Annotated in this window: 35 protein-coding genes; 34 read left to right on the top strand and 1 reads right to left on the bottom strand. The window is 70.1% G+C overall.

All coding sequences use genetic code 11. The annotated features are described in order from the left end of the window. Nucleotide 1: 1 nt before the first annotated feature. The gene (locus tag ACGF3C_RS02465; RefSeq protein ID WP_393218099.1) at nucleotides 2–544 is read right to left on the bottom strand and encodes a helix-turn-helix domain-containing protein; all 543 of its coding nucleotides are present in this window, start codon (nucleotides 542–544) and stop codon (nucleotides 2–4) included. Between the two features lie 97 nt (nucleotides 545–641). Between ACGF3C_RS02465 and ACGF3C_RS02460 the strand changes: the two genes are divergently transcribed. From ACGF3C_RS02460 to ACGF3C_RS02295, 34 genes are all read left to right on the top strand, one after another. Then, the gene (locus ACGF3C_RS02460) at nucleotides 642–881 is read left to right on the top strand and encodes a helix-turn-helix domain-containing protein (RefSeq protein ID WP_393218096.1); all 240 of its coding nucleotides are present in this window, start codon (nucleotides 642–644) and stop codon (nucleotides 879–881) included. Next, nucleotides 878–1,309 (top strand): hypothetical protein, encoded by a 432-nt coding sequence (locus ACGF3C_RS02455; protein ID WP_393218093.1) that lies wholly within the window; start codon nucleotides 878–880, stop codon nucleotides 1,307–1,309. The genes ACGF3C_RS02460 and ACGF3C_RS02455 overlap by 4 nt, the downstream gene beginning before the upstream one ends. Before the next feature lie 93 nt (nucleotides 1,310–1,402). Next, complete coding sequence (locus tag ACGF3C_RS02450; protein ID WP_393218090.1) at nucleotides 1,403–1,675, top strand: hypothetical protein; 273 nt, start codon at nucleotides 1,403–1,405, stop codon at nucleotides 1,673–1,675. After that, a complete protein-coding gene (locus ACGF3C_RS02445) occupies nucleotides 1,672–1,911 on the top strand; it encodes a hypothetical protein (protein ID WP_393218088.1) in 240 nt (79 codons plus the stop codon). The genes ACGF3C_RS02450 and ACGF3C_RS02445 overlap by 4 nt, the downstream gene beginning before the upstream one ends. Further along, nucleotides 1,911–2,138: a hypothetical protein gene (locus ACGF3C_RS02440; protein WP_393218086.1), complete on the top strand. Its 228-nt coding sequence runs from the start codon at nucleotides 1,911–1,913 to the stop codon at nucleotides 2,136–2,138. Before ACGF3C_RS02445 ends, ACGF3C_RS02440 begins: the two co-directional genes overlap by 1 nt. Beyond that, nucleotides 2,135–3,046 (top strand): hypothetical protein, encoded by a 912-nt coding sequence (locus tag ACGF3C_RS02435; RefSeq protein ID WP_393218083.1) that lies wholly within the window; start codon nucleotides 2,135–2,137, stop codon nucleotides 3,044–3,046. The genes ACGF3C_RS02440 and ACGF3C_RS02435 overlap by 4 nt, the downstream gene beginning before the upstream one ends. Continuing rightward, on the top strand, nucleotides 3,043–3,465 hold the full coding sequence (locus ACGF3C_RS02430) for a hypothetical protein (RefSeq protein WP_393218080.1): 423 nt from the start codon (nucleotides 3,043–3,045) through the stop codon (nucleotides 3,463–3,465). Before ACGF3C_RS02435 ends, ACGF3C_RS02430 begins: the two co-directional genes overlap by 4 nt. A 5-nt stretch (nucleotides 3,466–3,470) precedes the next feature. Continuing rightward, on the top strand, nucleotides 3,471–3,953 hold the full coding sequence (locus tag ACGF3C_RS02425; RefSeq protein WP_393218078.1) for a WhiB family transcriptional regulator: 483 nt from the start codon (nucleotides 3,471–3,473) through the stop codon (nucleotides 3,951–3,953). After that, nucleotides 3,950–4,156, top strand: coding sequence for a hypothetical protein (locus ACGF3C_RS02420; RefSeq protein ID WP_393218075.1), 207 nt, complete (start codon nucleotides 3,950–3,952; stop codon nucleotides 4,154–4,156). Before ACGF3C_RS02425 ends, ACGF3C_RS02420 begins: the two co-directional genes overlap by 4 nt. Next, on the top strand, nucleotides 4,153–5,151 hold the full coding sequence (locus tag ACGF3C_RS02415) for a PD-(D/E)XK nuclease family protein (protein ID WP_393218072.1): 999 nt from the start codon (nucleotides 4,153–4,155) through the stop codon (nucleotides 5,149–5,151). Before ACGF3C_RS02420 ends, ACGF3C_RS02415 begins: the two co-directional genes overlap by 4 nt. After that, nucleotides 5,148–5,426: a hypothetical protein gene (locus ACGF3C_RS02410; RefSeq protein WP_393218069.1), complete on the top strand. Its 279-nt coding sequence runs from the start codon at nucleotides 5,148–5,150 to the stop codon at nucleotides 5,424–5,426. The genes ACGF3C_RS02415 and ACGF3C_RS02410 overlap by 4 nt, the downstream gene beginning before the upstream one ends. Continuing rightward, a complete protein-coding gene (locus ACGF3C_RS02405; protein ID WP_393218066.1) occupies nucleotides 5,423–5,797 on the top strand; it encodes a hypothetical protein in 375 nt (124 codons plus the stop codon). Before ACGF3C_RS02410 ends, ACGF3C_RS02405 begins: the two co-directional genes overlap by 4 nt. A gap of 11 nt (nucleotides 5,798–5,808) precedes the next feature. Further along, complete coding sequence (locus ACGF3C_RS02400; RefSeq protein WP_393218063.1) at nucleotides 5,809–6,264, top strand: HNH endonuclease signature motif containing protein; 456 nt, start codon at nucleotides 5,809–5,811, stop codon at nucleotides 6,262–6,264. Between the two features lie 111 nt (nucleotides 6,265–6,375). After that, nucleotides 6,376–6,984 (top strand): bifunctional DNA primase/polymerase, encoded by a 609-nt coding sequence (locus ACGF3C_RS02395; RefSeq protein WP_393218060.1) that lies wholly within the window; start codon nucleotides 6,376–6,378, stop codon nucleotides 6,982–6,984. After that, nucleotides 6,981–8,918 (top strand): YfjI family protein, encoded by a 1,938-nt coding sequence (locus ACGF3C_RS02390; RefSeq protein ID WP_393218058.1) that lies wholly within the window; start codon nucleotides 6,981–6,983, stop codon nucleotides 8,916–8,918. Before ACGF3C_RS02395 ends, ACGF3C_RS02390 begins: the two co-directional genes overlap by 4 nt. Nucleotides 8,919–9,178: 260 nt before the next feature. Then, nucleotides 9,179–9,340, top strand: a complete 162-nt coding sequence (locus ACGF3C_RS02385; protein WP_393218055.1) for a hypothetical protein — start codon at nucleotides 9,179–9,181, stop codon at nucleotides 9,338–9,340. Beyond that, the gene (locus tag ACGF3C_RS02380; RefSeq protein ID WP_393218052.1) at nucleotides 9,337–9,666 is read left to right on the top strand and encodes a hypothetical protein; all 330 of its coding nucleotides are present in this window, start codon (nucleotides 9,337–9,339) and stop codon (nucleotides 9,664–9,666) included. The genes ACGF3C_RS02385 and ACGF3C_RS02380 overlap by 4 nt, the downstream gene beginning before the upstream one ends. Then, a complete protein-coding gene (locus ACGF3C_RS02375) occupies nucleotides 9,663–10,283 on the top strand; it encodes a hypothetical protein (protein ID WP_393218049.1) in 621 nt (206 codons plus the stop codon). Before ACGF3C_RS02380 ends, ACGF3C_RS02375 begins: the two co-directional genes overlap by 4 nt. Beyond that, a complete protein-coding gene (locus ACGF3C_RS02370) occupies nucleotides 10,280–11,131 on the top strand; it encodes a DNA adenine methylase (protein ID WP_393218047.1) in 852 nt (283 codons plus the stop codon). The genes ACGF3C_RS02375 and ACGF3C_RS02370 overlap by 4 nt, the downstream gene beginning before the upstream one ends. A 62-nt stretch (nucleotides 11,132–11,193) precedes the next feature. Continuing rightward, nucleotides 11,194–11,547, top strand: a complete 354-nt coding sequence (locus ACGF3C_RS02365) for a hypothetical protein (RefSeq protein WP_393218044.1) — start codon at nucleotides 11,194–11,196, stop codon at nucleotides 11,545–11,547. Beyond that, nucleotides 11,544–11,750: a hypothetical protein gene (locus ACGF3C_RS02360; RefSeq protein WP_393218041.1), complete on the top strand. Its 207-nt coding sequence runs from the start codon at nucleotides 11,544–11,546 to the stop codon at nucleotides 11,748–11,750. The genes ACGF3C_RS02365 and ACGF3C_RS02360 overlap by 4 nt, the downstream gene beginning before the upstream one ends. Beyond that, a complete protein-coding gene (locus ACGF3C_RS02355) occupies nucleotides 11,747–12,754 on the top strand; it encodes a tyrosine-type recombinase/integrase (protein WP_393218037.1) in 1,008 nt (335 codons plus the stop codon). Before ACGF3C_RS02360 ends, ACGF3C_RS02355 begins: the two co-directional genes overlap by 4 nt. Beyond that, nucleotides 12,754–12,921, top strand: a complete 168-nt coding sequence (locus tag ACGF3C_RS02350) for a hypothetical protein (RefSeq protein WP_393218034.1) — start codon at nucleotides 12,754–12,756, stop codon at nucleotides 12,919–12,921. Before ACGF3C_RS02355 ends, ACGF3C_RS02350 begins: the two co-directional genes overlap by 1 nt. A 27-nt stretch (nucleotides 12,922–12,948) precedes the next feature. Beyond that, nucleotides 12,949–13,206 carry a hypothetical protein gene (locus ACGF3C_RS02345; protein WP_393218031.1) on the top strand — a complete coding sequence of 86 codons (258 nt, stop codon included), beginning with the start codon at nucleotides 12,949–12,951 and terminating at the stop codon, nucleotides 13,204–13,206. Nucleotides 13,207–13,303: 97 nt separating this feature from the next. Continuing rightward, a complete protein-coding gene (locus ACGF3C_RS02340) occupies nucleotides 13,304–14,272 on the top strand; it encodes a hypothetical protein (protein ID WP_393218028.1) in 969 nt (322 codons plus the stop codon). Between the two features lie 352 nt (nucleotides 14,273–14,624). Then, on the top strand, nucleotides 14,625–14,957 hold the full coding sequence (locus ACGF3C_RS02335) for an HNH endonuclease (protein WP_393218025.1): 333 nt from the start codon (nucleotides 14,625–14,627) through the stop codon (nucleotides 14,955–14,957). A gap of 170 nt (nucleotides 14,958–15,127) precedes the next feature. Beyond that, entirely contained in the window at nucleotides 15,128–15,535 is a 408-nt protein-coding gene (locus ACGF3C_RS02330; protein ID WP_393218022.1) for a hypothetical protein, read from the top strand. Beyond that, nucleotides 15,535–17,190, top strand: a complete 1,656-nt coding sequence (locus ACGF3C_RS02325) for a hypothetical protein (RefSeq protein WP_393218019.1) — start codon at nucleotides 15,535–15,537, stop codon at nucleotides 17,188–17,190. Before ACGF3C_RS02330 ends, ACGF3C_RS02325 begins: the two co-directional genes overlap by 1 nt. A 19-nt stretch (nucleotides 17,191–17,209) precedes the next feature. Further along, a complete protein-coding gene (locus ACGF3C_RS02320) occupies nucleotides 17,210–18,448 on the top strand; it encodes a hypothetical protein (protein ID WP_393218016.1) in 1,239 nt (412 codons plus the stop codon). After that, nucleotides 18,445–19,782, top strand: coding sequence for a head maturation protease, ClpP-related (locus tag ACGF3C_RS02315; protein WP_393218013.1), 1,338 nt, complete (start codon nucleotides 18,445–18,447; stop codon nucleotides 19,780–19,782). The genes ACGF3C_RS02320 and ACGF3C_RS02315 overlap by 4 nt, the downstream gene beginning before the upstream one ends. Before the next feature lie 3 nt (nucleotides 19,783–19,785). After that, a complete protein-coding gene (locus ACGF3C_RS02310; protein WP_393218010.1) occupies nucleotides 19,786–20,163 on the top strand; it encodes a capsid cement protein in 378 nt (125 codons plus the stop codon). 19 nt (nucleotides 20,164–20,182) lie between these two features. Next, on the top strand, nucleotides 20,183–21,085 hold the full coding sequence (locus tag ACGF3C_RS02305) for a major capsid protein (RefSeq protein WP_393218007.1): 903 nt from the start codon (nucleotides 20,183–20,185) through the stop codon (nucleotides 21,083–21,085). Continuing rightward, nucleotides 21,078–21,572, top strand: a complete 495-nt coding sequence (locus ACGF3C_RS02300) for a hypothetical protein (protein WP_393218004.1) — start codon at nucleotides 21,078–21,080, stop codon at nucleotides 21,570–21,572. Before ACGF3C_RS02305 ends, ACGF3C_RS02300 begins: the two co-directional genes overlap by 8 nt. 3 nt (nucleotides 21,573–21,575) lie before the next feature. After that, nucleotides 21,576–21,971, top strand: a complete 396-nt coding sequence (locus ACGF3C_RS02295; RefSeq protein ID WP_393218000.1) for a hypothetical protein — start codon at nucleotides 21,576–21,578, stop codon at nucleotides 21,969–21,971. The last annotated feature ends 1 nt before the right edge of the window (nucleotide 21,972 follow it).

Genomic DNA, 21,972 nt, shown 5'->3' with positions numbered 1-21,972 from the left:
CTCAGTCCTCGCCTGCGGCCTTCCGGCCGTTCGCGTCGCCCTGGCCGATGATCAGCCGCAGCATGTTCCGGATGGTTTCCTTGCGCGTCGCGGAGACGTTCGGGTTCATCAACTGCCGCTGGATCGCGCGCAGTTCGGGATCGAACGACTCGGAAGCGTCGGTGTTGGGTCTGCCGTCGGCGCCCCACCCGAGCGCCACGTACGCGGACCGCTTGGGGATGTCGAGGCCATCGCAGAAGGCGTCGACCTGGGTGGGTCGCGGGTCGGCTGTCCACTCACCGTCGCGCCAGCGGTAGAAGGTGCTCGACCCCACGCCGGTGCGGCGTTCGATCTCCTTGACGGTGATCTTCCTGTCCTTGGCGTCTTGGAGAGCTTGTCGCACGAAGCGGCTGAAGGCAGCGCGACGCTTCTCAAGAGACACCATGGGAGAAAGATAGGTCCCGAGATCGGGAGCCAGATCCCGAGATCGGGTAGATCCCCGAACTCGGCGACGATCGCCAGGACGTGAGCGTCCATCGATAGCGCTGGTTGCGGCGGCGGGCATGGCTGACACCTTACGTCACGAACGGCTAGTGCAAGCCTGACCGAAAAGCTGACTCATCCCCTTGTTCGGGAACTCCAGTCCATCGTAGTCTATCCCCATGTTCGGGAATGAAACACCAGAGATCCCCGAGGGCGGGGACGTGACCCCACCGTTCCGCCTGCTCTACCCCGTACCTGAGGTGGCCATCCTGCTCGGAATCTCCAGGAAGCAGGTCGACCGCTACATCAAGAGCGGCGCGCTGAGGAGCCGCAAGGTCGGCCGCCGGCGGCTGGTCCACCGCGACTGGATCAACGCCTTCGCCGAGGCCGACGAGCACGAGACGGTCGACGTCGCATGATTCCGGTCCGCAAGCCCATCACCGTGCCGGACGGCCGCCACTTCTACGGCCGCTGGCCCCAGCAGATGCCAAGCACCGGCGAAGGCCCGTACATCGCGGCCCTGGCCCGCCAGATCGGCGGAACGTGCGAGGTCTGCCTACCGGTAGGGCGGGCGGATGTCGCCACCAATCGTGTCGTCTTCGAGGTCGAGCCCGCCAAGCAGTGGCGCACCGCCGCCCGCCAGGCGCTCGGCTACGCCGGTCAGACCGGACTGACGCCGGCCATCGCACTGTTCGGGCCCGCCGACTACCTGCGGATCTACCTGTTCGTCCGCGATCGGCTGCCCGGCTTGCAGATGTGGGTGCACCGCTTCGAGTGGGAGCACACGACGAGCCGGCAAGCCGCAGTCCGGAAGTACAACCCGGCGCACGAACTGCGCGTCGCCTGATCCACCCCGGCGCCCACCCGGGCCCGGACACAGAACGACGCCCCCACCAACCGCCAAGTCCGCAGGGGCGTCCGAACCGACAGGGAGTATCCCATGACCCACACGGTCACCACCTCCACCAAGACCGCCCACCCCGCCGACGGCTCCGACCGCTGGTCCGTCACCGGCGAGCACGGGAAGGTCGTCTACGACGTCCTCGGCAACCACCTCGCCCTCATCCCCACCCTCGGCGAGATCGACTCGGTGATGGGCCTCACCCTCGCCCGGGTCGCCGAGTCCGCCCAGTTGGACGACGACGACGCGGTGTTCCTGGCGCTGGAGAACCTGTACTACACGGAGCTGGCATACCCGGCGGTGACCCGGTGAGCCCCCGGATCGCGGACCTCGGCTACCAGTCGTTCGCCCCGGGCCCGACGCTCCCACCGCCGACCGGCCCTGGCACCGGAGACGGCGGACGCCCCGCCCCCCAGGTCGTCGACCTCACCCGGCTGCAGGAGCTGGTCGACGGCACCGACGCCCTGATCGACGCCTGTCGGGCCACCGTCACCGACCTGACCGCCGCCATGGTCCGCACCCGCGCCGCCCGCGGGGCAGGTGCGTGATGGGCGTCTACGCGATCCACCACCGCAAGCCCGCCGGGATGCCGGTCAACAACACCCCGAACTACTGCGGCCTCTGCTGGACGCCGCCCGGCCGCGAGCACGGCCTCGCCTGCCCCGCCGTCGAGCCCGACGGGCACCGCTTTTTCCGGGGCCTGCTGCACGCCCTGCCGCTGGCCCTCGCCCTCGACGCCATCCTGCTGGCCCTCCTGATCTGGAGCCTGACGTGACCGACTACACCGCCCACGAAATCCACCGCCTCGACCAGGCCTACCCCGACGCCGTCAACACCCTCGACGACCTCACCGGCAACCCCGACCGCAAGCGTCGTCTCGCCGAGGTTGGCCCGGAGGTGTTCGCCGCCGAACTGACCCGCGACCTCGCCAACTCGGCCGCCAACCCGATGTCCCTCGCCGCGTGGGCGGCCGTCGCCACCACACAGCACATGACAGCGGCGAAGACGTGGGAGGACGACACGGACGCGGCATGGGCCAAGGTCGACGAGCTGACCGCCGACGTGGAGCGGCTGCGCCGCGAGCGGTCCGACGCCGCCACGGCGTACCTAGAGGACGTAACAGACGCGACGGCCAAGGTCGACGAGCTGACCGCCGAGCGGGACCACGCCAACCGCCAGTACGCCGAGGAAGCAGCCACCGTCGGCGAAGCGTGGGCCGCCCTCAACCGGGCCGGCTTCCAATCACCCACGGCCAGCATCGCCGCGCTGATCGCCCAGATGTCCGCCGCCCTCACCGAGGCCCGCACGCTCGCCGCCACCCGCTCCGACGAGGTCGGCCGGCTGGTCGACGAGAACGCCCGGGTACGGCAACAGCGCGACGAGGCGCTGGCCGAGCGGGAGAAGGCTCGCACGCAGGTCTGCCTCATCGTCACCTGCCTTGGGTGCGACGAGAAGTACGAGTACGACGGCGGCGTCGTGCACTTCGCCACCCTCGACGAGGCCCAGTCCATGGCCGAGGACGACGACTGGCGGCGCGTAGGCGACCAGTTCGTCTGCGGTAGCTGCGTCCACAACCCGCACCCGTTCAAGTCGGACGGTCTCGACGTGCTCACCTGCGAGCGGTGCGACCTCGAAGAGGACGACCACGAGCCGGTCGCCGAGAAGGCGGAGGCCACCCGATGAGCATCAACTACGACCCCAGCCCCGTCACCGCCTGGCCCAACACCAAACCCGCCCACCACCCCAACGCCTGGACCCGTTGGCGCGACCGCCTCTTCGGCCCCGACCACACCGGAGCCGACGACACCTGGCAACCCGCCAACGACCTCACCGCCGGCGTCCACCACACCGACCGCATCCACAAAGTCGACCCGCTGCACGGGCTCACCCCCGCCGGGTTCCAGTACGCCACCGGCACCGAACAGCAGGTCCACGCCGGACCCGACGACGCCACCGGCATCTGGGAGAAGCCCCGCAAGCCCATCGCCGCCCTCACCGCCACCGGCCACTGGGCCGTCTACGACGAGCACCTCGGCGGACTCAACCCCGGGCCGCTGGAGCCCGCCCGCATCCACGACCAGCTGATCGGAGCAGAGCAGTGAGCGCAATGACCCTGCCAATCGCCGAATGGCGCACCTTCGCGAACTGTCAGGGCCTCAACGACGCCATGTACCCGGAGTGGGGCGACAAGGTTGGCGAGCGCGACGCCAAGCGCGTCTGCAGCGAGTGCCCCGTCAAGCAGCAGTGCCTCAAGGAGGCGCTGGCCCTCAGGGACTACTGGGGCATCCAAGGCGAGCTGAACGGACGCGAACGCCGCCAGATCGTCGAAGGCGACGAGGGCCGAGAGTGCGCCCGCTGCGGACAGAACTACATCCCCCGCATCAAGAACCAGAAGAACTGCTACGGCTGCGCTCAAGCCCTCGACGGACATCACTACGGCGCCAAGCGTCGCGCCTGCACAACCTGCGGGGCGAACGCCCACGTCGACGACGACACCGGGAAGCTCGGCCGTCACAAGGTGGCCGGCAAGGGCAACGCCCGCCCCATGTGCCGTGGCGAGGATGCCGCGCCGCTGGAGGTGGCGGCATGAGCCGCGGCACCTGGGCCGACATCGGCGCCGCCACCCACGCCGCCCTCAACGGCGGACAGCCCTGCGCCGGTGGGTGCCGGTGGCCCGTCGACCCCGCCGCCACCAAAGGCGCCGACGGAACCCCGGGTGTCTTCGACCGGCACCCCGGCTGCGAACCCGGCGGACAACCACTGCGGCTCATCCAAGGAGGGAAGGCGGCATGACCAACGACCCGTTCGACACCCCCGGCGCCCCGCCGGCCCAGCCCACCGCCGCCGGCCCCAAGCGGGACCGGTACGGCCGGTACCTCCTGCCCGACCTGGGCAACGGCAAGGAGAAGCCGTGGACCCGCGCCACCACCTGGGCGAAGTCCTGCGCCGACACCACCGCCCTCGCCAAGTGGCAGCAGCGGATGGTCGCCAAGGGCATCGCCAACCGCAGCGACCTGTACGCCCTCGCCTCGGCCACCGACGTCGAAGACCGCAAGACCTTCGACCAGCTGTGCCAGGACGCCATGGAAGCGGCGGGCAGTGCCACCGGACGCAACCAGGGCACCGCGCTGCACTCGTTCACCGAACGCGTCGACCGCGGCGAGCAGGTCGACGTGCCCGCCCAGTGGCGCGACGACGTCAACGCCTACCAGCAGGCCATGGCCCGGTCCGGGCTCACCGTCCGCCCCGAATGGATCGAACGGATCACCGTCGTCCGGGACCTCGGTGTGGCCGGCACGTTCGACCGGGTCGTCGTCCGCCCCAGCGGGCAGCCCGTCGTGTTCGACCTGAAGACCGGGCAGAAGCTCGACTACTCGTGGGGCGAGATCAGCATCCAACTCGCCCTGTACGCCAACGCCGACGCCATCTGGAACGACCACACCGGCGAGTACGAGCCGATGCCCGAAGGCATCGACCGGCAGCACGCCATCGTCGCGCACCTGCCCGTCGGGCAGGCCCGCTGCGACCTGTACGAACTCGACATCGCCGCCGGGTGGGAGATGGCGCAGGTGTGCGGCACCGTCCGCACCTGGCGCACCCGCCGCGACCTCGCCGGCCGCTACAACCTGCCGACGCCGGCGGCGCCCACCGACCTGCTCGACCGGATCGAGAAGGCCGCCACCGCCCAGGCACTCACCGACCTGTGGCAGCAGGCGTTCACCGCCGGCCAGTGGACCGACCAGCACACCGCCGCCGCCCGCGCCCGGAAGGCGGCACTCACCTCATGACCACCCCGGACCTGTTCGACATCCCCACCACGGCACCGGCATGCCGGCACTGCCGGGCGGTGGTGCTGCGGGTCCGCGACACCGAACTCGGAGTGTCCCTTGACCTCGACCCGACCCCGCTACCCGTCACCGGCCCGTTCCCCGCCGACCGGGCCCTCATCGAAAACCACCCGACAGCCGGCTGGCACTGCCCATCCAGCCCCCGCCGGCGGGGCTACCCACTCCACCTCATCCACACCTGCAAGCCCAAGCCAGAAAGCGAGCACACGCCATGACTGACCTCTTCGACGCCCCCGCCACCGGGGCGAAGATCACCACCTTCGAGAACTGCCTCCTCCTGCTCACCCCCACCGGAACGCAGGACGGCATCAACACCGCCTTCGGCGCCGCCGACGCCACCGTCGTCGACCTCGCCGTCCTCGACGGCCCCAACGCCGGAGAGCAGCACAGCGGAGTCCTCGTCTTCCAGAAGGCCCTCCAGGGGCAGCTGCGCCCCAAGGTCGGCACCGGCCGCATGGTCCTCGGTCGCCTCGGCCGCGGCACCGCCAAGCCCGGCCAGTCCGCCCCGTGGATCCTCGGCGACCCCACCGACCAGGACAAGCACACCGCCCGTCAGCACCTGAGCAAGGTCGCCCCGCCTTTCTAGGAGGAACGGAAATGACGCAGTTGAAGGTGATCGACGTTCCCGCTAAGGCGGCCCGCAGGGCGGCAAGCAGCTACGTCGAGGACGAGCAGGGCTGCTACATCAGCACCTACTCGGTCAACAGCAGCGGGTACGCCCAGATCGGCTGGGTCATCAGCCTCGACCCGAAGCGGTCTCGGATGACCACCGCCCACCGAGCGGCCTGGGTCGACACGAACGGACCGATCCCCGCAGGGATGACCGTCGACCACCTCTGCAAGAGCCGCCGCTGTGTACGCGTCGATCACCTTCGCCTGCTCTCGAACTTCGAGAACGCGCGCCGAACAAACGGACGTGACTGGCCGCTCGGCACCTGCATCAACGGCCACTCGAACTCGGAGCTACGCACCGAGCCGAGCGGACGCCGCCGGTGCCGCCGGTGCAAGCGCGACGGAGCAAAGCGGCGCCGACTGCGCCGACAGCTCACCTGATCCGGCCCGCCGGAGTCCCGCACCAGCCGCACCGGTTGGTGCGGGGCCCCGACCGACCGGCACCACCCACAGACCAACCGACCACCGGCACGGATAGCGAGGGGGCAACCCGTGAACCAGACCCACCCGCCGATCGAGCAGCAGCTCGACCAGGCACTACGCACCCTCGACCTCGACACCTTCCACCGCCTCGGCCAGCAAGCCGACCGCGACGACGCCACCCGCGAGGCCCGCCTCACCGCGCCCGACGCGCTCGCGAACGCCGCCCGCTGGTACGCCGGGCAGGGCATCCCCGTCTTCCCGCTCATGCCGGGGGAGAAGAAGCCCTACCCGGGCAGCCGCGGCTTCAAGGACGCCACCACCGACCTGTCACAGGTCAACCGGTGGTGGGCCGCCCACCCGCAAGCCAACATCGGCGTGCCCACCGGTGGGCTGTTCGACGTCATCGACATCGACGGCGAACAAGGGGCCCTGTCCTACCGGGAACTCGCCGGCACCGACGTCATCCCCACCATCTACGGCAAGGCCACCACCGGGCGGCCCTGCTCCCGGCACCTCTACATCGCGGCCACCGGCGACGGGAACAGCGCCGGCGTGTGGCCCGGCATCGACTACCGGGGGGCCGGCGGGTACGTCGTCGCCCCACCGTCGCGCACCGCCCGCCGCTACGACTGGGAGCAGCCCCTCGACCTGGCCGGCCTGAAGGCGGCGGCGAAGTGACCGAGTCGTTCCTCACCAAAGCCAAGGCCGCGCGTGCCCAGCACGAACAACGCGACCGGCCGCTGCGCGCCGTCCCCGACCAGCCCGGCGACCCGTTCGACACCCCCACGCCGCAGAGCACCGGCGGTGGTGCCGGGTACGCGCAGACCGCGCTGACCAACGAACTCGAGCGGGTCCGCACCGCCGTCAAGGGCACCCGCAACGACGCCCTCAACCGGGCTGCGTTCTCCCTCGGCCAACTCGTCGCCGGCGGTGAACTCACCGAGCTGGAGGTGCGCTCCGCACTCACCGACACCGCCCGCGGCGCCGGCCTCGACGAGCGTGAGATCGCCGCAACCATCGCGAGCGGACTCGGCAAGGGACAGCTCAACCCCCGGCAGGCCCCACGCGTGCAGATCCTGCGCGGCATCTACGCCAGCGTCGAGCAGGCCACCGAACGGTTCGACGAACCCGAGCCGCTCGAGGGCGTGCTGGAGCCGGCGCCGCCATTCCCCACGGAGGCGCTCCCGCACGGCGTCGGCGAGTTCGTCAACGCCCTCGCCGCGACCACCCAAACTCCCGTCGACCTGGCCGGCATGATGTCCATGTCCGCGCTGTCCGTCGCCGCCGCCAACCGGTGCTGGGTGTCCGGCGGCGCGAGCTGGGTCGAATCGCTGATCCTCTGGACCATCACCGCCCTGCCCCCGGCGTCGAGAAAGAGCCCAGTGGTCGGCGCGATCGCCGAGCCGTTCCACCGCCTGGAGTTGGAGGCGCTCACCGAGCACCAGCAGTCCCACGGGTCGAAGGCTGACCTGCTCGAGGCCGCCGAGTCCCGCCGGTCCCAGCTGGTCGGGAAGCTCGGCAAGGTCGAGAGCACGGTCGAGCGCACCAAGCTGGAGGCAGAACTCGACGCCGTCCGCGCCGAGATCGCCGACCTCACCGTCCCGCCGCCGCGCGAGTACCTCGTCAACGACTTCACCCCCGAAGCCCTCGCGCTGGTCCTCAACGAGAACGGCGGCACCATCGGCGTCCTCGACGACGAAGGCGGCGTGTTCGGCGCCATCACCGGCCGCTACACCAACGGCACCCCGCAACTCGACCTGGTCCTCACCGCCTACGACGGGAAGAAGCCCTACAAGCAGACCCGCGTCGGCCGCCGCAAGGTCCACATCCCGTGGCCCGCCGTCGCCATCGGCCTCGCCGTCCAACCCTCAGTGCTGCGCGACACCACCCAGACACCGGTGCTGCGCGACCGCGGACTCATGGGCCGATTCGCCTACTGCGTGCCCCACGACACCGTCGGCACCCGCACCAACCGCGGCGTGCCCGACCTGCCCGCGCACCTCGCCGGCCAGTGGGACAAGACCATCGAGGCCATCACCCGGATCCCACTGTGCGGCCCCGACCAGCCCAAGCGGATCATCCAGCTCACCGCCGACGCCCACGAGGCGCACCTCGACTACCGGGACATGCTCGAACCCCGGCTGCACCAGGAGACCGGCGACCTCGCGTTCATGTCCGACTGGGCCGGCAAGCACGCCGGCCGGATCCTGCGGCTGGCGGGGCTGTTCCACCTCGCCGCCGGCAACAACCCCGCCGACCCCATCGACGTGCACACCATGGCCAACGCCATGCACGTCGGCGACTGGATGCTCGAGCACGCCGTGCGGGTGTACGGCGGCTGGCGGCAGGCCGGCGGCCGGGACATGACCGGGCCGCTGGCCATCCTGCGCTGGATCCGCCGCGACGGCGTCGACCAGTTCACCCACCACGACGCTCACATCCGGCTGCGCGGGCAAGGCTGGGCGAACGCCGACGCCGTGCGCGACGCCCTGGTCGTCCTCGTCGAGCTCGGCTGGCTGTCGAGCGTGGAGCGGCTCTACGCCGACGGCAAGCGCCGTAACCGCGCCGGCCTGTTCGTCGCCCACCCGATGCTCACGGAGAGTGCGCGATGACATCGGCGGTGGGCATGCACAACATCCCCCTCGACATGCACAACATCTCCCCGACATGCACAACATCTCCGGGGTGCGCGATCCCGGGACCAGCGCGAACCCCTCGCGGGGGAGATGTTGTGGATGTTGTGCATGTTGTGCCTAAAAAGAATGTTCCAGCTACTTACTTACTCTCTGTAGTTACTGGGGCCTCTTTTCTTCTACGCGTAGTCAAGGGCTCGCAAGGGCCTATTCCTACACACGCGTATCCCCTGCACAACATGCACAACATCCCCAAGACCTGGCACGCGACCTCACCCAGCGTGCAGATGGCACGCGTCCAGACCGCCCTCGCCGCCCGGCGCCGTGCCGCCATCCACCGACTCGGCCGCGCCCACACCACCAGCCCACTACTCGCCACCCGCCGACAGGAGCCGTCATGACCCAGCCCGCCAACCCGGAGCCGAACAACCTCACCGACGCCCTCACCGAACTACGCATCCTCCGCGCCGACCTCGACCGCGCCAACAAGCCCACGCGCGACCTGCTTGCCGAACTTTCCGACACCCGCCGCATCCTCACCGGCGTCACCCAGCAGCGGGACCGCCTCGACGGGATCTGGCGGCGGATGGTGTCGGAGGCCGCCGACGTCGAGCGGGCACTGATCCGCGCCGGCTACGAGCGACCCACCGGACGGGCCGCCGACCTCATCGACCGCCTCGCCGCCGAACGGGACGCCGCCCGCGCCACCGCCGAGGTGAAGCCGTGAAGGTCATCGGCCTGGATCTTTCGCTCACCGCCACCGGCATCGCCTCCAACCTCGGCTGGTGCCAAACCATCGGCGAAACCGGCATCACCACCCTGCCCCTCGACCAACGCCTCGACGCCATCGAACGGCTCAACCGCGACATCCTCACCACCATCGGCGGCGGACCCGGCAACTGGCCCGACCTCGTCGCCATCGAGATCCCCGCGTTCTCCCGCTCCGGCGCCGGCAGCCACGAACGCTCCGCGCTCTGGTGGCGCGTCGTGCGCAGCCTGCGCGACCGGGAGATCCCCGTCGCCGAAGTCGCCATCCAGCAGCGGATGCGCTACGCCACCGGCAAGGGCTCCGCCAGCAAAGGCGCGGTCATCGACGCGGTGGCCCGCCGGCTGCCGATGTTCGCCACCGGTGGGGACGACAACTGCGCCGACGCCGCGATCCTCGCCGCCATGGCCGCCGACCACCTCGGCCAACCGATGGCCGTCATGCCCGCGGCGCACCGCAGGGCCCTCGACGCCGTGCAGTGGCCCGACGAGGTCCGGCCGGTGGTGGCCCCGTTCAGCCCGTCCGCCGGTGTCGGCGCCGACACCGTCCACCTGCCCGCCACGGAGGTGGCGTCGTGAAGCCGCCGTTCCCGTACTTCGGCGCGAAGGGCAACATCGCCGAGCGGATCGTGTCGCTGCTGCCCGCCCACGTGCACTACGTCGAGCCGTACGCCGGATCGCTCGCCGTCCTGCTCGCGAAGCCGCCCGTGCGGATGGAGACAGTCAACGACCTCGACGGCGACCTCATGAACTTCTGGCAGGTCCTGCGCGAGCGCCCCGAAGACCTAGCCCGCGCATGCCAGCTCACTCCGCACTCGCGCACGGAGTACGTCCGCTGCCGTGAGAACCCGACCGCGGGGGACGACCTGGAACGTGCCCGCCGGGTGTGGGTGCTGCTCACCCAGGGTCGCGGCGGCACCCTCGGGTCGCTGACCGGCTGGCGGCACTTCGTCGTGCCTCGCGGATCCTCGATTGGCATGCCCGGCTATCTGGACGGCTATGTGGCCCGGATGGCGACCGCGGCTGAGCGGCTGCACTCGGTGTCGCTGGAATGCATGCCCGCTCTCGACCTCATCGCCAAGTACGGCCGTGACCCCGAGGTGCTGCTCTACGTCGACCCGCCGTACCTCGGGAGTACCCGCGCCGGCCTGTACCGGCACGAGATGAAGGGCGACGCCGAGCACCGCGAGCTGGCCGAAGCCCTCCGCGGATGCAACGCCGCGGTCGTCCTGTCCGGCTACCCGTCGCCGCTCTACGACGAGGACCTGTACGCCGACTGGCACCGCCGGGACCTGCCGACCATGACCGGCAACGGGCGCAACGGCAGCAAGGACCGCACCGAGGTCCTGTGGTCCAACCGTCCGCTCACGGATCAGGCCGACTTGTTCGACCTCGCCGCCACCGCCTGGAACCGGGCTTCCGCGTGAGCGGCCGTAGCCACAGAAGCAGCGTTCTTATGGCACCGATTGATCTAGCGAAGGAGAGTCCGATGGGCTACCTCAACCCGCACACGCACCAGCTCGACACCCCACCTCGGCCGAGCGTTGTCGTCCTCTGCGGCAGCACCCGCTTCCGCGAGTACTTCCATCGCGCCAACCGGGACCTCACCCTGGCCGGGAAGATCGTGCTCGCTCCGGGCGTCTTCGGTCACGCCGACGGTCTTCAGCCGACCGATGAGCAGAAGACGGCACTCGACGCGCTGCACCTCCGGAAGATCGACCTCGCCGACGAGGTGATGGTGATCTGTCCGGGCGGCTACATCGGCGACAGCACTCGGGGCGAGATCGAGTACGCCCACGGCGTCGGCAAGCGGATCGTCTACGTCAACGGGCAGGACTGGTGACCGTCCCCGCCGCCGGGCCGCAGCCGGGCGACCCGGACCGCCTGTACCTCGACCTCAAGGGTGCCCGCGAACGGCTGTGCCGGGCACAGACCGGACTCAACCCCACCGACTCGGCGATCCTCCAAGGCGCGATCGACCGCATCGACCTTGTCGGGTGCGACCTACCGCAGTGGTCGCGGCACGACGGAGGGCGGGCGTCGTGACTGAACTCGCCCCGCTGCCCGCCGCAGGCGACCACCTCGCCCGGCTCGCCGCGCTCCTCAACTCGTTCCTCGAAGGCGTCCGCAACGAACTCACCGAAGCCACCTACCGCCGCGACGTCACCCACTGGCTCGCCTGGTGCGTCCAGCACGGCATCGACCCGCTCCAGGCGTGGCCCGCCGACATCAAGCGGTGGCAGCGTCACCTGTCCGAACACGGCGGCCGGACGGGCAAGGGCGAGGTAGGCACCAGCCGCGCCCGCCGGCTCGGAGCGGTGAGCAGCTTCTACAAGTTCCTCATCGAACACCGGGTGGTGGAGCGCAACCCCGCCGACCTCACCCGAGGCAGCCGCCCGGTCCGTGCACCCCGGCTCGCTGCCGCCCTCTCCGACGAGCACGTCGGCCAACTCCTCGCCCAGGCCGACCTCGACACTCCACGCGCCGCCGCCATCGTGTGGCTACTCCTGCACACCGGCCTACGCGTCGGGGAAATGCTCGACGCGACCACCACCGACATCGGCACAGTCCGGGGCCACACCGTGCTGCACGTCATCGGCAAGGGCGGCAAAGGCCGCACCGTGACGTTGGTGCCCGACGTGGTGGCTCGCATCGACGCGTACGCCGCCACCCGCACCGACCGCACCGGGACGGTGGTGCTCGTCGGCCAGGCCGGGGCCACCGCCCCGCGCCCGCTCATCGCCACCGCCAACGGCCGCCCGCTCGACCGCAAGGCCGTCCGGCACCTGCTGCGCCGGCTCGCCCGCGCCGCGAAGCTCCCGCCAACCGTGGTGGAGCAGCTGCACCCGCACGTCACCCGCGCCACCTACGTGACCGCAGCCCTCGCCGAAGGGGTGTCCATCTACGACGTGGCCAAGGACGTCGGGCACGCCTCCACGGACACCACGCGGGGCTACGACCGGTCCCGCTACGACCCGGCCAACGCCGCCGCGTACCGGCTGCAAGGCCGCTACGCCCGCCACCTGCCAGCAGAGAGGACCGACGCCTGATGGAGAAACACGACGTGATGCGCGCGCTCGCTGAGCACGCCAAGACGCTCGGCTGGGAGATCGCCGAATGGTCGTGGAAGGACGACGACAGCGAGGGCTACAGCGAGTACGAGGTCTGGCTGCACCCGCTCGACCAGGACGACGAGACCACCACCGTGCCGCGCTGAGCGGCCCAACCGGAAGGACCAACCGCCATGGCCAACGAAAGCTTTCTCGCCCGGCTCAAGGCCAACGCCGAGCGATACGAAGAGATCAAGCACCTCCGCGACCGGGTTGAGACGGCCGGCAGCAGCTACGCCCGAGCGTCGTACCGAGTCCACCTCGACGAGGCGACCCGCGACCTGTCCGACCAGGACCTGATCGTGCTCTGCGACCGGGGCAACGCCTGCTTCGGCGGGCACGTGGGCTTCCGGTCGCGCGACTCGGTCGCCGTAGACGTCTACACGGACTGAGACGCCGGTGGCCCTCCTGGACGCAACCGGGAGGGCCACCACCAACGCCCCGCAGGGCGCCGCATACGCACCGGCCAGCCTACAAGGGGGGACCTTGATGAGCCTGCTCTGCCTCGCCGACCACTGCCGCATCGTGGGCCAGCACGGCGACGACTGCCCCGGTGGCGACTGCCGGGGATGCCTGCCGCGCCGGGCGGCCGACGGCCTGCGCCTGTGCGAGGTGGACACCCGTCGCCTGGCCGAGGACGCCCGCACCGCCGCCGTGCTCTACGACGACCTGGGGCTGGTGCTGATCCGCCGGGGTCGGGGTGGTGAGCGGGTCGCCGGTAGCAACTCGGGCGCTCCGATCCCCGACGAGGACGTGATGGAGGCGCGGGACGCCATCTACGCCACGCTCACATCCATCGTGCGGGTCATCGCCGAGGAGCGGGGTATTGCCATCCCGTGGGAGTGGCGCACGGAGACGCTGCCAGACGGCTTCATTGGCCCGCCACGGCGCATTCGGGTCGGGGTCGGCTACTCGTCCGCCCTGAGCGCGTACATCGCCAAGCACGCCGTCTGGCTGGCCGCGCACCCCGCCGCTGACGAGCACGCGCGGGACCTACGGGACATCGCCTCCGATCCGCGCACCCGACGCCTCGCCTACCCGTCCAGCACCGACCGGCTGTACATCGGCGACTGCCCGCTCATCGTCCGCGACCTCGACGGCGTGGAGAGCGTGTGCGGCACCCGGCTCTACCAGTACGCCGAGCAGCAGCTCATCGGCTGCACCGGCTGCGGCACCGACGAGACGGTGGAGTGGTGGCAGCGGCGGTTGGTGGGTGACGCGGTGAAGCTGGTCGACGCGTACGCCGCCGCCGCCGACCTGGCCCTGCGGTACGCGCGTCCGGTGGACCCGGCGTTGATCCGCAAGTGGGCGTCGTTGGAGCAGCGCAAGGCGGACCGCAACGAGACGTACCAGCCGCGTGTGACCCGGCATGGGCGTGATGAGAAGCAGCGGACGTTGTACGACGTGGATGAGCTGCGGCAGTACGCCCAGCGGTTGTGGGTGAGCGTGGCAGCGTGAGCGCCGCGACGTTCGGTCGTTGGTGCTTCACAGGCGGTTGGGCATTGATGGCCGCCCTGTCCGCAGTACAGCGGCTGACGGACTGGCCGGACTGGCTCGGCATGGCCGTCGTTGTCGTGGTCAGCCTCGGCGCGTTCCGCCTGATAGATCGGCTGGCAGGACGACCAGCGCGCCAGCTTGACACTGATCGTTCACACCCCGATTCTTAGGGTGGCTGAAATGCGATAGCGCCACACGACCTCGAAGCCCCACCAGTGCCCCCGCACGGTGGGGCTTCGTCGTACCCGGGGGGCGGGAGAAGCGGGCAGGCTGCCTGGCGGGACGGCCTGCCCGCACCGCACGGAGGTGCACGATGGCGAAGCGGCCATGCCTCGACTGCGGCGCACTAACCAACCGCACCCGCTGCGGCGACTGCCAGCGGCCACGAGAGCGGGCCAGGTTGAGGGACGCGCGGCAACGCAGGCCCCGACCCAGCTACGCCGAGGACAAGCGCAGGGCCGACGCGGTCGCAGCGCACAGGCGAGAGCGGGGCGACTGGTGTCCGGGCTGGCAGCGTGAACCACACCGAGCGACGGACCTGACCGCTGACCACGTCAGCGCTGTCGCTGCTGGTGGTGCTGAGGGTGGAGACCTTCAGGTGTTGTGTCGTTCGTGCAACAGCCGCAAGGGCGACCGGCGTAAGTAACACAGCGTGACATCGGTGATGTGACCGAGCGTGACGATGAGCCCGGAAAAAATCTGGATCACGCAAGAGCTGGACCACCGGGGCAGGTCGCTCGCTTTCTGTACGGTTCCCACGTTCGCCAGGCCGTCACCTAGCGTGAACGGTCACTGAGAGTGTTGCGGAGGGTGATGATGCCTCAGCCTCCGAAGCACGACCCGACCCGCCGCAACGCCCGCGTCGGCCCCGTGATGCTGCCCGCCGAGGGCCGCAAGGATGACCCGCCAGTGTGGCCACTACCAGGGCGAATGTCGCCGGCCGAGCGTGAGGCGTGGGCGCAGTTGTGGTCCACCCCGCAGGCGGTGGCATGGGAGCAGATGGGCTGGACGCGGACCGTCGCCCGTTACTGCCGGGTGATGGTCGAGGCGGAGAAGCACGACGCGAGTGCCGCGCTACTCGCCCAGGTCACCGCGTTGGAGGATCGCCTCGGATTGACCCCGAAGTCGATGCGGCTGCTGCTGTGGCAGATCGTCGCCGACGAGGTCGCGGAGAAGCGCGAGAAGTCCGAGGGCGCGCGAGGGCGGATCAAGGCGGTCGGCTAATGCCCTGGCGCGGACCCAATGAGCCGGGCGAGTTCCCGACCCTCGGGTACGACGTCGGGGAGTGGATCGAAGAGAACGTCGTCATCCCCGACGGCTACCGGATGGGTGAGCCGTACCGGCTGACCGATGAGATGTGGGCGTTCCTCGTCCACTACTACCGGCTCTACCCGCACGCCGCCCCATGGCCCGCGCCTGACGCACTGCGGTACACCGGTGGGCAGTTGCGCCGGTCGCAGAAGTGGGGCAAGGACCCGTTCGGCGCGGCCATCATCCTCGCGGAGGCGCTCGGGCCGACCCGCCACGACGGGTACACCGCTGATGGTGAGCCGGTCGGGGCCCCGTACCCGACGCCGCTGATCGTGTGCCTGGGCACGTCGGAGGATCAGACGGACAACACGTGGCGTCCGCTGCTGTCTTCGGTGCGCAACGGCCCGCTGATCAACCTTCGGGGGATCGACGCGGGCGAGACGAAGGTGACGCTGCCCGGCGGCGGGAAGATCGAGCCGGTCACGACCAGCGCCAAAGCCCGCCTCGGTGCCCCCCTGACGTTCCTCACGATCACCGAGTCGCACCTGTTCACGTTGCAGGGCGGCTACCGCAAGGTGGCCGGCGCGGTGAAGCGGAACGTGGCCGGCATGGACGGTCGGTGGTTGGAGCTGACGAACGCCTGGGATCCGACGGAGGGCTCCGAGGCGCAGGTCACCGCCGAGTCGGGCGACGAGCGGGTCTACACGGACACGGTCGAGCCGCAGCGGGTGGAAGACCTCAGCAACGACGAGGCGCTGTACGCGGAGCTGCTGCGCCAGTACGGCGACAGCTCCCGGGAGCGCGGCGGCTGGGTGAACATCCAGGGCCGGATCATGCACGAGGTGCGCTCGGCCCGGTACATGGAGGCTGACCGGCGGCGGTTCTTCCTGAACGAGATCGTGGTCGGCGAGTCGGTGTTCGTCCTGCCGGAGGCGTGGGACTTCCAGGCCCGCCGGGACGACAGGCTGCGCCCCGGTGACGGGATCGCCCTCGGCTTCGATGGCAGCAAGTACCGCGACGCCACCGCGCTGATCGCTTGCCGCATCTCCGACGGGCACCTGGTGGAGATCCGGGTGTGGGAACGCCCGCGGGACGCGTCGGCCGATTGGCGGGTGCCGTCGGCGGAGGTCGACAAGGTCGTCAAGGACACGTTCGGCGCGTACAACGTGGCGGTCATGTTCGCCGATCCGTACCGGTGGCAGGACTACCTGGACGCCTGGTCGGCGTTGTGGCCGGACCGGATCGTGGAGTTCCCCACGAACGTGCAGCAGCGGATGGATAAGGCCATTGAGCGGTTCACCACGTCGTTCGCGGGCCGGGAGTTCACCCACGACGGCAGCGAGTCGCTGAGCCGGCACGCGAAGAACGCGGTGATCGTCAAGGGTGACCGGAAGCGGGCCCGCCCGGGCGAGGACGAACTGATCACGACGCACTACCTGAAGCTCGCGAAGCGCGGCGACGGGATGTGGATCGACGCCGCCGTAGCCGCGGTGCTGGCCCGCACCGCCCGCGCGCACGCCATCGAGCACGGGTGGAAAAAGCGCTCGCCGGTGCCGCCGCCGGTGAACCTTCCGGCCGATCCGGGAGGGCAGTGGCCGGCAAGCGACCTAGCCAACACCGGGTTCTGACCGTGGGGAGGTGACCGCGATGACCGCACCGGTCAACGAGATCGGGTACGCCACCCAGACATCGCTGATGGGCTGGATGGAGTTCGTCGAGGACGAGCCGACCCCGGAACTTCGATGGCCGCGGTCGATCGAGGTGTACGACGCGATGCGATCGCAGGATGCCCAGGTCGGCTCTGTCCTGCGGGCGGTGACGTACCCGGTGCGACGCACGCCGTGGCGGATCAACCCGGCGGGCGCCCGGGACGAGGTGGTCGAGTTCGTCGCCGACAACCTGGGGCTGCCGATCGTCGGCACCGAGCCGCGGCCCATGCCGCGCACCCGTGATCGGTTCTCATGGCCGGAGCATCTTCGCCTGGCGTTGCTCATGCTGCCGTTCGGGCACACGTACTTCGAGCAGGTGTACCGGATCGCCGACGACGGCAGCCGCGCGCGGTTGAGGAAGCTTGCGATCCGGATGCCGAAGACCATCGAGAAGATTGACGTTGCTGCGGACGGCGGCCTGGAGAGCATCACCCAGTTCTCATGGAGGGTCGGCAAGCGGCAGCAGCCGATCCCGGTCGACCGGCTGGTGGCGTACGTACTGGAGCGCGAGGGAGGGAACTGGCTCGGCAAGAGCGTGTTGCGCAACTGCTACAAGAACTGGCTGCTGAAGGACAGGTTGCTGCGCGTCGACGCGCAGACGATCGAACGCAACGGCATGGGCATCCCTCTTTACAAGGCAGGCGAGGGTGAGGCGGATCTGGCGCGTGGCACCGCGATGGCGCAAGCCTGGCGGGCCGGCGCGACGTCTGGCGGCGCGGTGCCTCACGGTGCCGACATGGTGCTGCGCGGTGTGGAGGGTGACCTGCCGCAGGCGTTGCCGTCGGTCCGTTACCACGATGAGCAGATCGGCCGATCGGTCCTCGCCCACTTCCTGAACCTCGGCACTCAGACGGGCAGCTGGGCGCTCGGGTCGACGTTCGCGGACTTCTTCACCATGAGCCTGCAAACCCTCGCGGAAGAAATCGCCGACGTAGCGAATCAGCACGTCGTCGAGGACCTGGTCGACGTCAACTGGGGCGAGAACGAGCCGGCGCCCCTGATCGTGCCCGACGAGATCGGCAGCAAGCAGGCCGCGACGGCCCAGGCCCTGAAGTGGCTCGCCGACGCCGGGATCCTCCTGCCGGACCGGTCGCTGGAAGAGGCGGCCCGCCAGCAGTACGGACTACCCCCCAAGGACTACCCGAAGACCTCAACCGACGATGGGAGCACCTCATGACGGGCCATGCCCAGATTCGTGGCCTGCGCCGTCCTGAGCCGTGCCAGGCGACGAGCCGACGAGCGCAAGCACTCGGCCCGGTAGACCCCGAGCGGTCGTGGTACCGGGTTGGCCCGGTCCATGCCGCCACGACGGCAGCGACGGACACCCCGGCCGAGACCCCACAGACCACCAGCGCCGACGTATACGTGTACGACACGATCGGAGGCTGGCTGGGCGTTACCGCCGACGACTTCGTCCGCGAGGTGGCCGCCCTGGAGGTCGACGAGATTCGCCTCCACCTGAACAGCCCGGGCGGCGACGTGTTCGAGGGCGTGGCCATGGCCAACGTGCTGCGCCAGCACCCGGCACGGGTGGTCGTCATGGTCGACGGACTGGCGGCGAGCGCAGGCACGATCGTGGCGATGGCTGGCGACGAGATCGTCATGGGTGTCGGCTCGCAGCTAATGATCCACGACGCATGGGGTGTCTGCGTGGGCAACGCCTCGGACATGGAGGCGATGGCGCGGATGCTGGCCACGACCAGCGATTCCATCGCCTCCACCTACGCGGCCCGAGCCAGCGGCAGCGCCGAGGACTGGCGGGCCTTGATGCGCGCCGAGACTTGGTACACCGCCGACGAGGCCGTAGCCGCAGGCCTGGCGGACCGGGTTGCCACAGAGGCCGACAACGGCTCGGCCACCGGCGAGCAGGTCACCCCGGGCGGCTCGGGCAGCTTCTGGGATCTCTGGGACACCTACCGGGCGGCGGACCGATTTGACCTATCGGTGTTCGCCCACGCTGGTCGCGCGAACGCGCCGGCGCCCCTACTCCCGTCCGCGTCTGCGGTCGGGCCAACCAACCAGGAGAGGAGCCGCGCCGTGGCGTTCAGCGACGAGCAGCTCACCACCCTGCGGCAGCGGCTCCACGTCGCCGACGACGCCGACGAGGCCACCATCCTGGCGGCCTTCGAGTCGGCGCTCGCCGAGCGGCCCGCCGCACCGCAGACCGCACCGGGCACCGTGGTGCTCGACGAGGCCCAGCACACCCAGCTGCTCGCGGACGCCCGCGACGGCCGGGAGGCGCGGGCGCAGCAGTTGCGCGAGCAGCGCGAGGCCACCGTCCAGGCGGCGGTGCGTGACGGCCGGATTCCCCCGGCCCGGGCGGCGCACTGGCTGTCCCAGCTTGAGGTCGACCCGGGTGCCACCGAGGTGCTCGCCAACCTCAAGCCGGGTCTGGTGCCCGTCAACGAGATCGGCTACGGCGGCGAGGACCCGAAGACGGCCGCTGACCCGGCAGCCGCCGACGACTACTGGTTCCCGGGCGCGGTCGCCGCGGGCACGAAGGGGGACTGACCCATGGCTAACGAGTGCATCCCGTTCTACGAGCCCGGACGGCGGATCACCTGCCAGGCCACGGCCGGCGTGACCGGCTGCCGGTTCGTGATGATCTCCGGCAACCGGCAGGCCGACGGGTCAATCAGCGTCTCGCACGCCACCGCCGCGACCAAGGCGTTCGGTGTGGCCGCGTACGACGCCGCGACCGGCGAGAAAGTCGGCGTACTCCGCGGCTCCGGGTTCATCGTCCCCGTCACCGCCGCGGCGAACCTGACCGCGAACCAGCGGGTCGAGGTCGGCTCCAACGGCCAGGCCGCGGCCCTCGCGTCCGGCATCGCCGTCGGGACGGTCGTCACCGCCGCCACGTCCGGCAACCTCGCGCAGATCGCGCTCGACTGAGAAAGGGGGACCTAGTCAGATGCCTACGCAGCAGACCGCGTACCCGCTGGCCGCACCGACCATCACAGGCAACGTCCTGACGGTCGACATGGCCCTCACGCAGCCGACGCGAATCACGCGCCGGATCATGGATCTCACCCTGCAACGGTTCATCGTCGACAGGATCTTCTCCTCCGGCGGCACCGCAACCGGGTCGGTCGTGTACGACCAGGCCACCGTCAACGAGCTCTACACCGACCGGGACGTCGAGCGTCGCGGCCCGGGCGACGAGTACCCGATCGTCGGGTCGCAGCGACCGACACCGAAGGTCGCTCTCCCCGAGGACTGGGGTGGCAAGTTCTTCATCACCAAGGAAGCGCGGCGCCGCAACGACGTGGCGTTCTTCAACAACCAGGTCACGCAGCTCGCCAACACCATCGTCCGTCGGGTCAACACGAACGCGATCGCGGTGCTGGAGGCGGCGATCGCGTCGCTCGGTGGCGCTGGCACGTTCGTGGGCCACAACTGGGCCACGGTCGTGACCGCCGGCTCGTCCCAGACGAACAACAGCGGCTGGCCGGGGGCGGACTTCGCGAACGCGCAGTACCTCGCTGACGTCGACGAGCTGGGGGTCGAGTACGACCTGTGGATCGTTAACCCGAAGCAGAAGATGGACCTGGTCACCGCCTACGGCAGCGCGCTGCCGGAGATGCTGGAGGCGGCCGGCATCGACGAGCTGTTCGCCTCGAACCGGGTGGCCAACGGCACCGCGTACGCGGTGGCCCGCGGTCAGGTCGGCGAGCTGCGCGTCGAGCAAGGGCTGGAGACCGAGACGTGGGAGGAGAAGGCGACCAAGCGCGACTGGGTGCAGTCGTCCGTCGTCCCGATCATGTACGTCACCAACCCGTACTCGATCAAGAAGGTGACCGGGCTCAATGGCTGAGAAGACGATTGTTCACGGCAGCTTCTGGTACCTCGACGAGGATGGGCTGCACCAGACTGCGGTGCGGGGCGACAGGGTCGACATCACCCGCGACGAGGACCTGAAGCGGGGCGAGCGGCACGGCGCGTTCGCGACCGACGAGGACCTGGCGGAGGGTTCCGACTTCCGGGCGTTCGTGGACCGCCGTGCTGCGGCGGGCGCCCCGGGTGTCGTGACCGTCGACCCGGCCGACGTCGAGGGTCGCATCTCGATGGCCGGTTCGGCTGACCCGCGGATCCAGTCCGGCCTGATCGATCCGGCCACCGTGCCGGCGCGCGAGCAGGGCGGCACCGAGCAGAAGCGGGCCGCTGGTGTCCCGAACGGCCGGTCGTCACGCGAGGACTGGGCGACCTTCGCTACCACGAAGGGCGCGCCGGACGAAGAGACCAAGCCGGTCGACGAGGGCGGCCTGTCCCGCGACGACCTGCGGGCCAAGTACGGGAGCTGAGCCATGGCGGATCTGTTCGAACTGGAGGACCTGCGGAAGCTGCTGCGGCTGTCGGTCGACGAGTTCGACAGTGACGCCGCGGGAATCGCACGTCGTCAGGCCGGTGGGTGGTTGTCCGATGCCACCGGCCTGACGGCATGGCCCGACCCGGTACCTGAGCGGCTGTGGTCGTGGGGTATCGAGCTGGGCTCGATCGCCTACAACAACCCGGAGGGTGCGGAGTCGGAGCAGATCGACGACTACCGGGTGGTCAACGACGTGGACAGGCGGGAGGCGATCCTCGCCGCCGCGCGGTCGGCGTATCCGTCGCCGGCTCCGGCGGGTGCTGGTCCGCAGTGGTCGTTCCCGGCGCCGGACTGGTCGTGGGGGCCGCAGGAGTACACGGGTCAGGGGGCGTGAG

The organism is Micromonospora sp. NPDC047762, from assembly GCF_043204655.1.
Classification (GTDB): Bacteria; Actinomycetota; Actinomycetes; order Mycobacteriales; family Micromonosporaceae; genus Micromonospora.
This window is presented reverse-complemented; position numbering and strand designations above follow the sequence as displayed.

Excerpts from the sequence above, each read along its gene's own strand:
- ACGF3C_RS02465 (WP_393218099.1), bottom strand. The coding sequence starts at position 544 with ATGCCCGCCGCCGCAACCAGCGCTATCGATGGACGCTCACGTCCTGGC.
- ACGF3C_RS02460 (WP_393218096.1), top strand. The coding sequence starts at position 642 with ATGTTCGGGAATGAAACACCAGAGATCCCCGAGGGCGGGGACGTGACC.
- ACGF3C_RS02455 (WP_393218093.1), top strand. The coding sequence starts at position 878 with ATGATTCCGGTCCGCAAGCCCATCACCGTGCCGGACGGCCGCCACTTC.
- ACGF3C_RS02450 (WP_393218090.1), top strand. The coding sequence starts at position 1,403 with ATGACCCACACGGTCACCACCTCCACCAAGACCGCCCACCCCGCCGAC.
- ACGF3C_RS02440 (WP_393218086.1), top strand. The coding sequence starts at position 1,911 with ATGGGCGTCTACGCGATCCACCACCGCAAGCCCGCCGGGATGCCGGTC.
- ACGF3C_RS02430 (WP_393218080.1), top strand. The coding sequence starts at position 3,043 with ATGAGCATCAACTACGACCCCAGCCCCGTCACCGCCTGGCCCAACACC.
- ACGF3C_RS02425 (WP_393218078.1), top strand. The coding sequence starts at position 3,471 with ATGACCCTGCCAATCGCCGAATGGCGCACCTTCGCGAACTGTCAGGGC.
- ACGF3C_RS02420 (WP_393218075.1), top strand. The coding sequence starts at position 3,950 with ATGAGCCGCGGCACCTGGGCCGACATCGGCGCCGCCACCCACGCCGCC.
- ACGF3C_RS02415 (WP_393218072.1), top strand. The coding sequence starts at position 4,153 with ATGACCAACGACCCGTTCGACACCCCCGGCGCCCCGCCGGCCCAGCCC.
- ACGF3C_RS02410 (WP_393218069.1), top strand. The coding sequence starts at position 5,148 with ATGACCACCCCGGACCTGTTCGACATCCCCACCACGGCACCGGCATGC.
- ACGF3C_RS02405 (WP_393218066.1), top strand. The coding sequence starts at position 5,423 with ATGACTGACCTCTTCGACGCCCCCGCCACCGGGGCGAAGATCACCACC.
- ACGF3C_RS02400 (WP_393218063.1), top strand. The coding sequence starts at position 5,809 with ATGACGCAGTTGAAGGTGATCGACGTTCCCGCTAAGGCGGCCCGCAGG.
- ACGF3C_RS02385 (WP_393218055.1), top strand. The coding sequence starts at position 9,179 with ATGCACAACATCCCCAAGACCTGGCACGCGACCTCACCCAGCGTGCAG.
- ACGF3C_RS02380 (WP_393218052.1), top strand. The coding sequence starts at position 9,337 with ATGACCCAGCCCGCCAACCCGGAGCCGAACAACCTCACCGACGCCCTC.
- ACGF3C_RS02365 (WP_393218044.1), top strand. The coding sequence starts at position 11,194 with ATGGGCTACCTCAACCCGCACACGCACCAGCTCGACACCCCACCTCGG.
- ACGF3C_RS02350 (WP_393218034.1), top strand. The coding sequence starts at position 12,754 with ATGGAGAAACACGACGTGATGCGCGCGCTCGCTGAGCACGCCAAGACG.
- ACGF3C_RS02345 (WP_393218031.1), top strand. The coding sequence starts at position 12,949 with ATGGCCAACGAAAGCTTTCTCGCCCGGCTCAAGGCCAACGCCGAGCGA.
- ACGF3C_RS02340 (WP_393218028.1), top strand. The coding sequence starts at position 13,304 with ATGAGCCTGCTCTGCCTCGCCGACCACTGCCGCATCGTGGGCCAGCAC.
- ACGF3C_RS02335 (WP_393218025.1), top strand. The coding sequence starts at position 14,625 with ATGGCGAAGCGGCCATGCCTCGACTGCGGCGCACTAACCAACCGCACC.
- ACGF3C_RS02330 (WP_393218022.1), top strand. The coding sequence starts at position 15,128 with ATGCCTCAGCCTCCGAAGCACGACCCGACCCGCCGCAACGCCCGCGTC.
- ACGF3C_RS02325 (WP_393218019.1), top strand. The coding sequence starts at position 15,535 with ATGCCCTGGCGCGGACCCAATGAGCCGGGCGAGTTCCCGACCCTCGGG.
- ACGF3C_RS02320 (WP_393218016.1), top strand. The coding sequence starts at position 17,210 with ATGACCGCACCGGTCAACGAGATCGGGTACGCCACCCAGACATCGCTG.
- ACGF3C_RS02315 (WP_393218013.1), top strand. The coding sequence starts at position 18,445 with ATGACGGGCCATGCCCAGATTCGTGGCCTGCGCCGTCCTGAGCCGTGC.
- ACGF3C_RS02310 (WP_393218010.1), top strand. The coding sequence starts at position 19,786 with ATGGCTAACGAGTGCATCCCGTTCTACGAGCCCGGACGGCGGATCACC.
- ACGF3C_RS02305 (WP_393218007.1), top strand. The coding sequence starts at position 20,183 with ATGCCTACGCAGCAGACCGCGTACCCGCTGGCCGCACCGACCATCACA.
- ACGF3C_RS02300 (WP_393218004.1), top strand. The coding sequence starts at position 21,078 with ATGGCTGAGAAGACGATTGTTCACGGCAGCTTCTGGTACCTCGACGAG.
- ACGF3C_RS02295 (WP_393218000.1), top strand. The coding sequence starts at position 21,576 with ATGGCGGATCTGTTCGAACTGGAGGACCTGCGGAAGCTGCTGCGGCTG.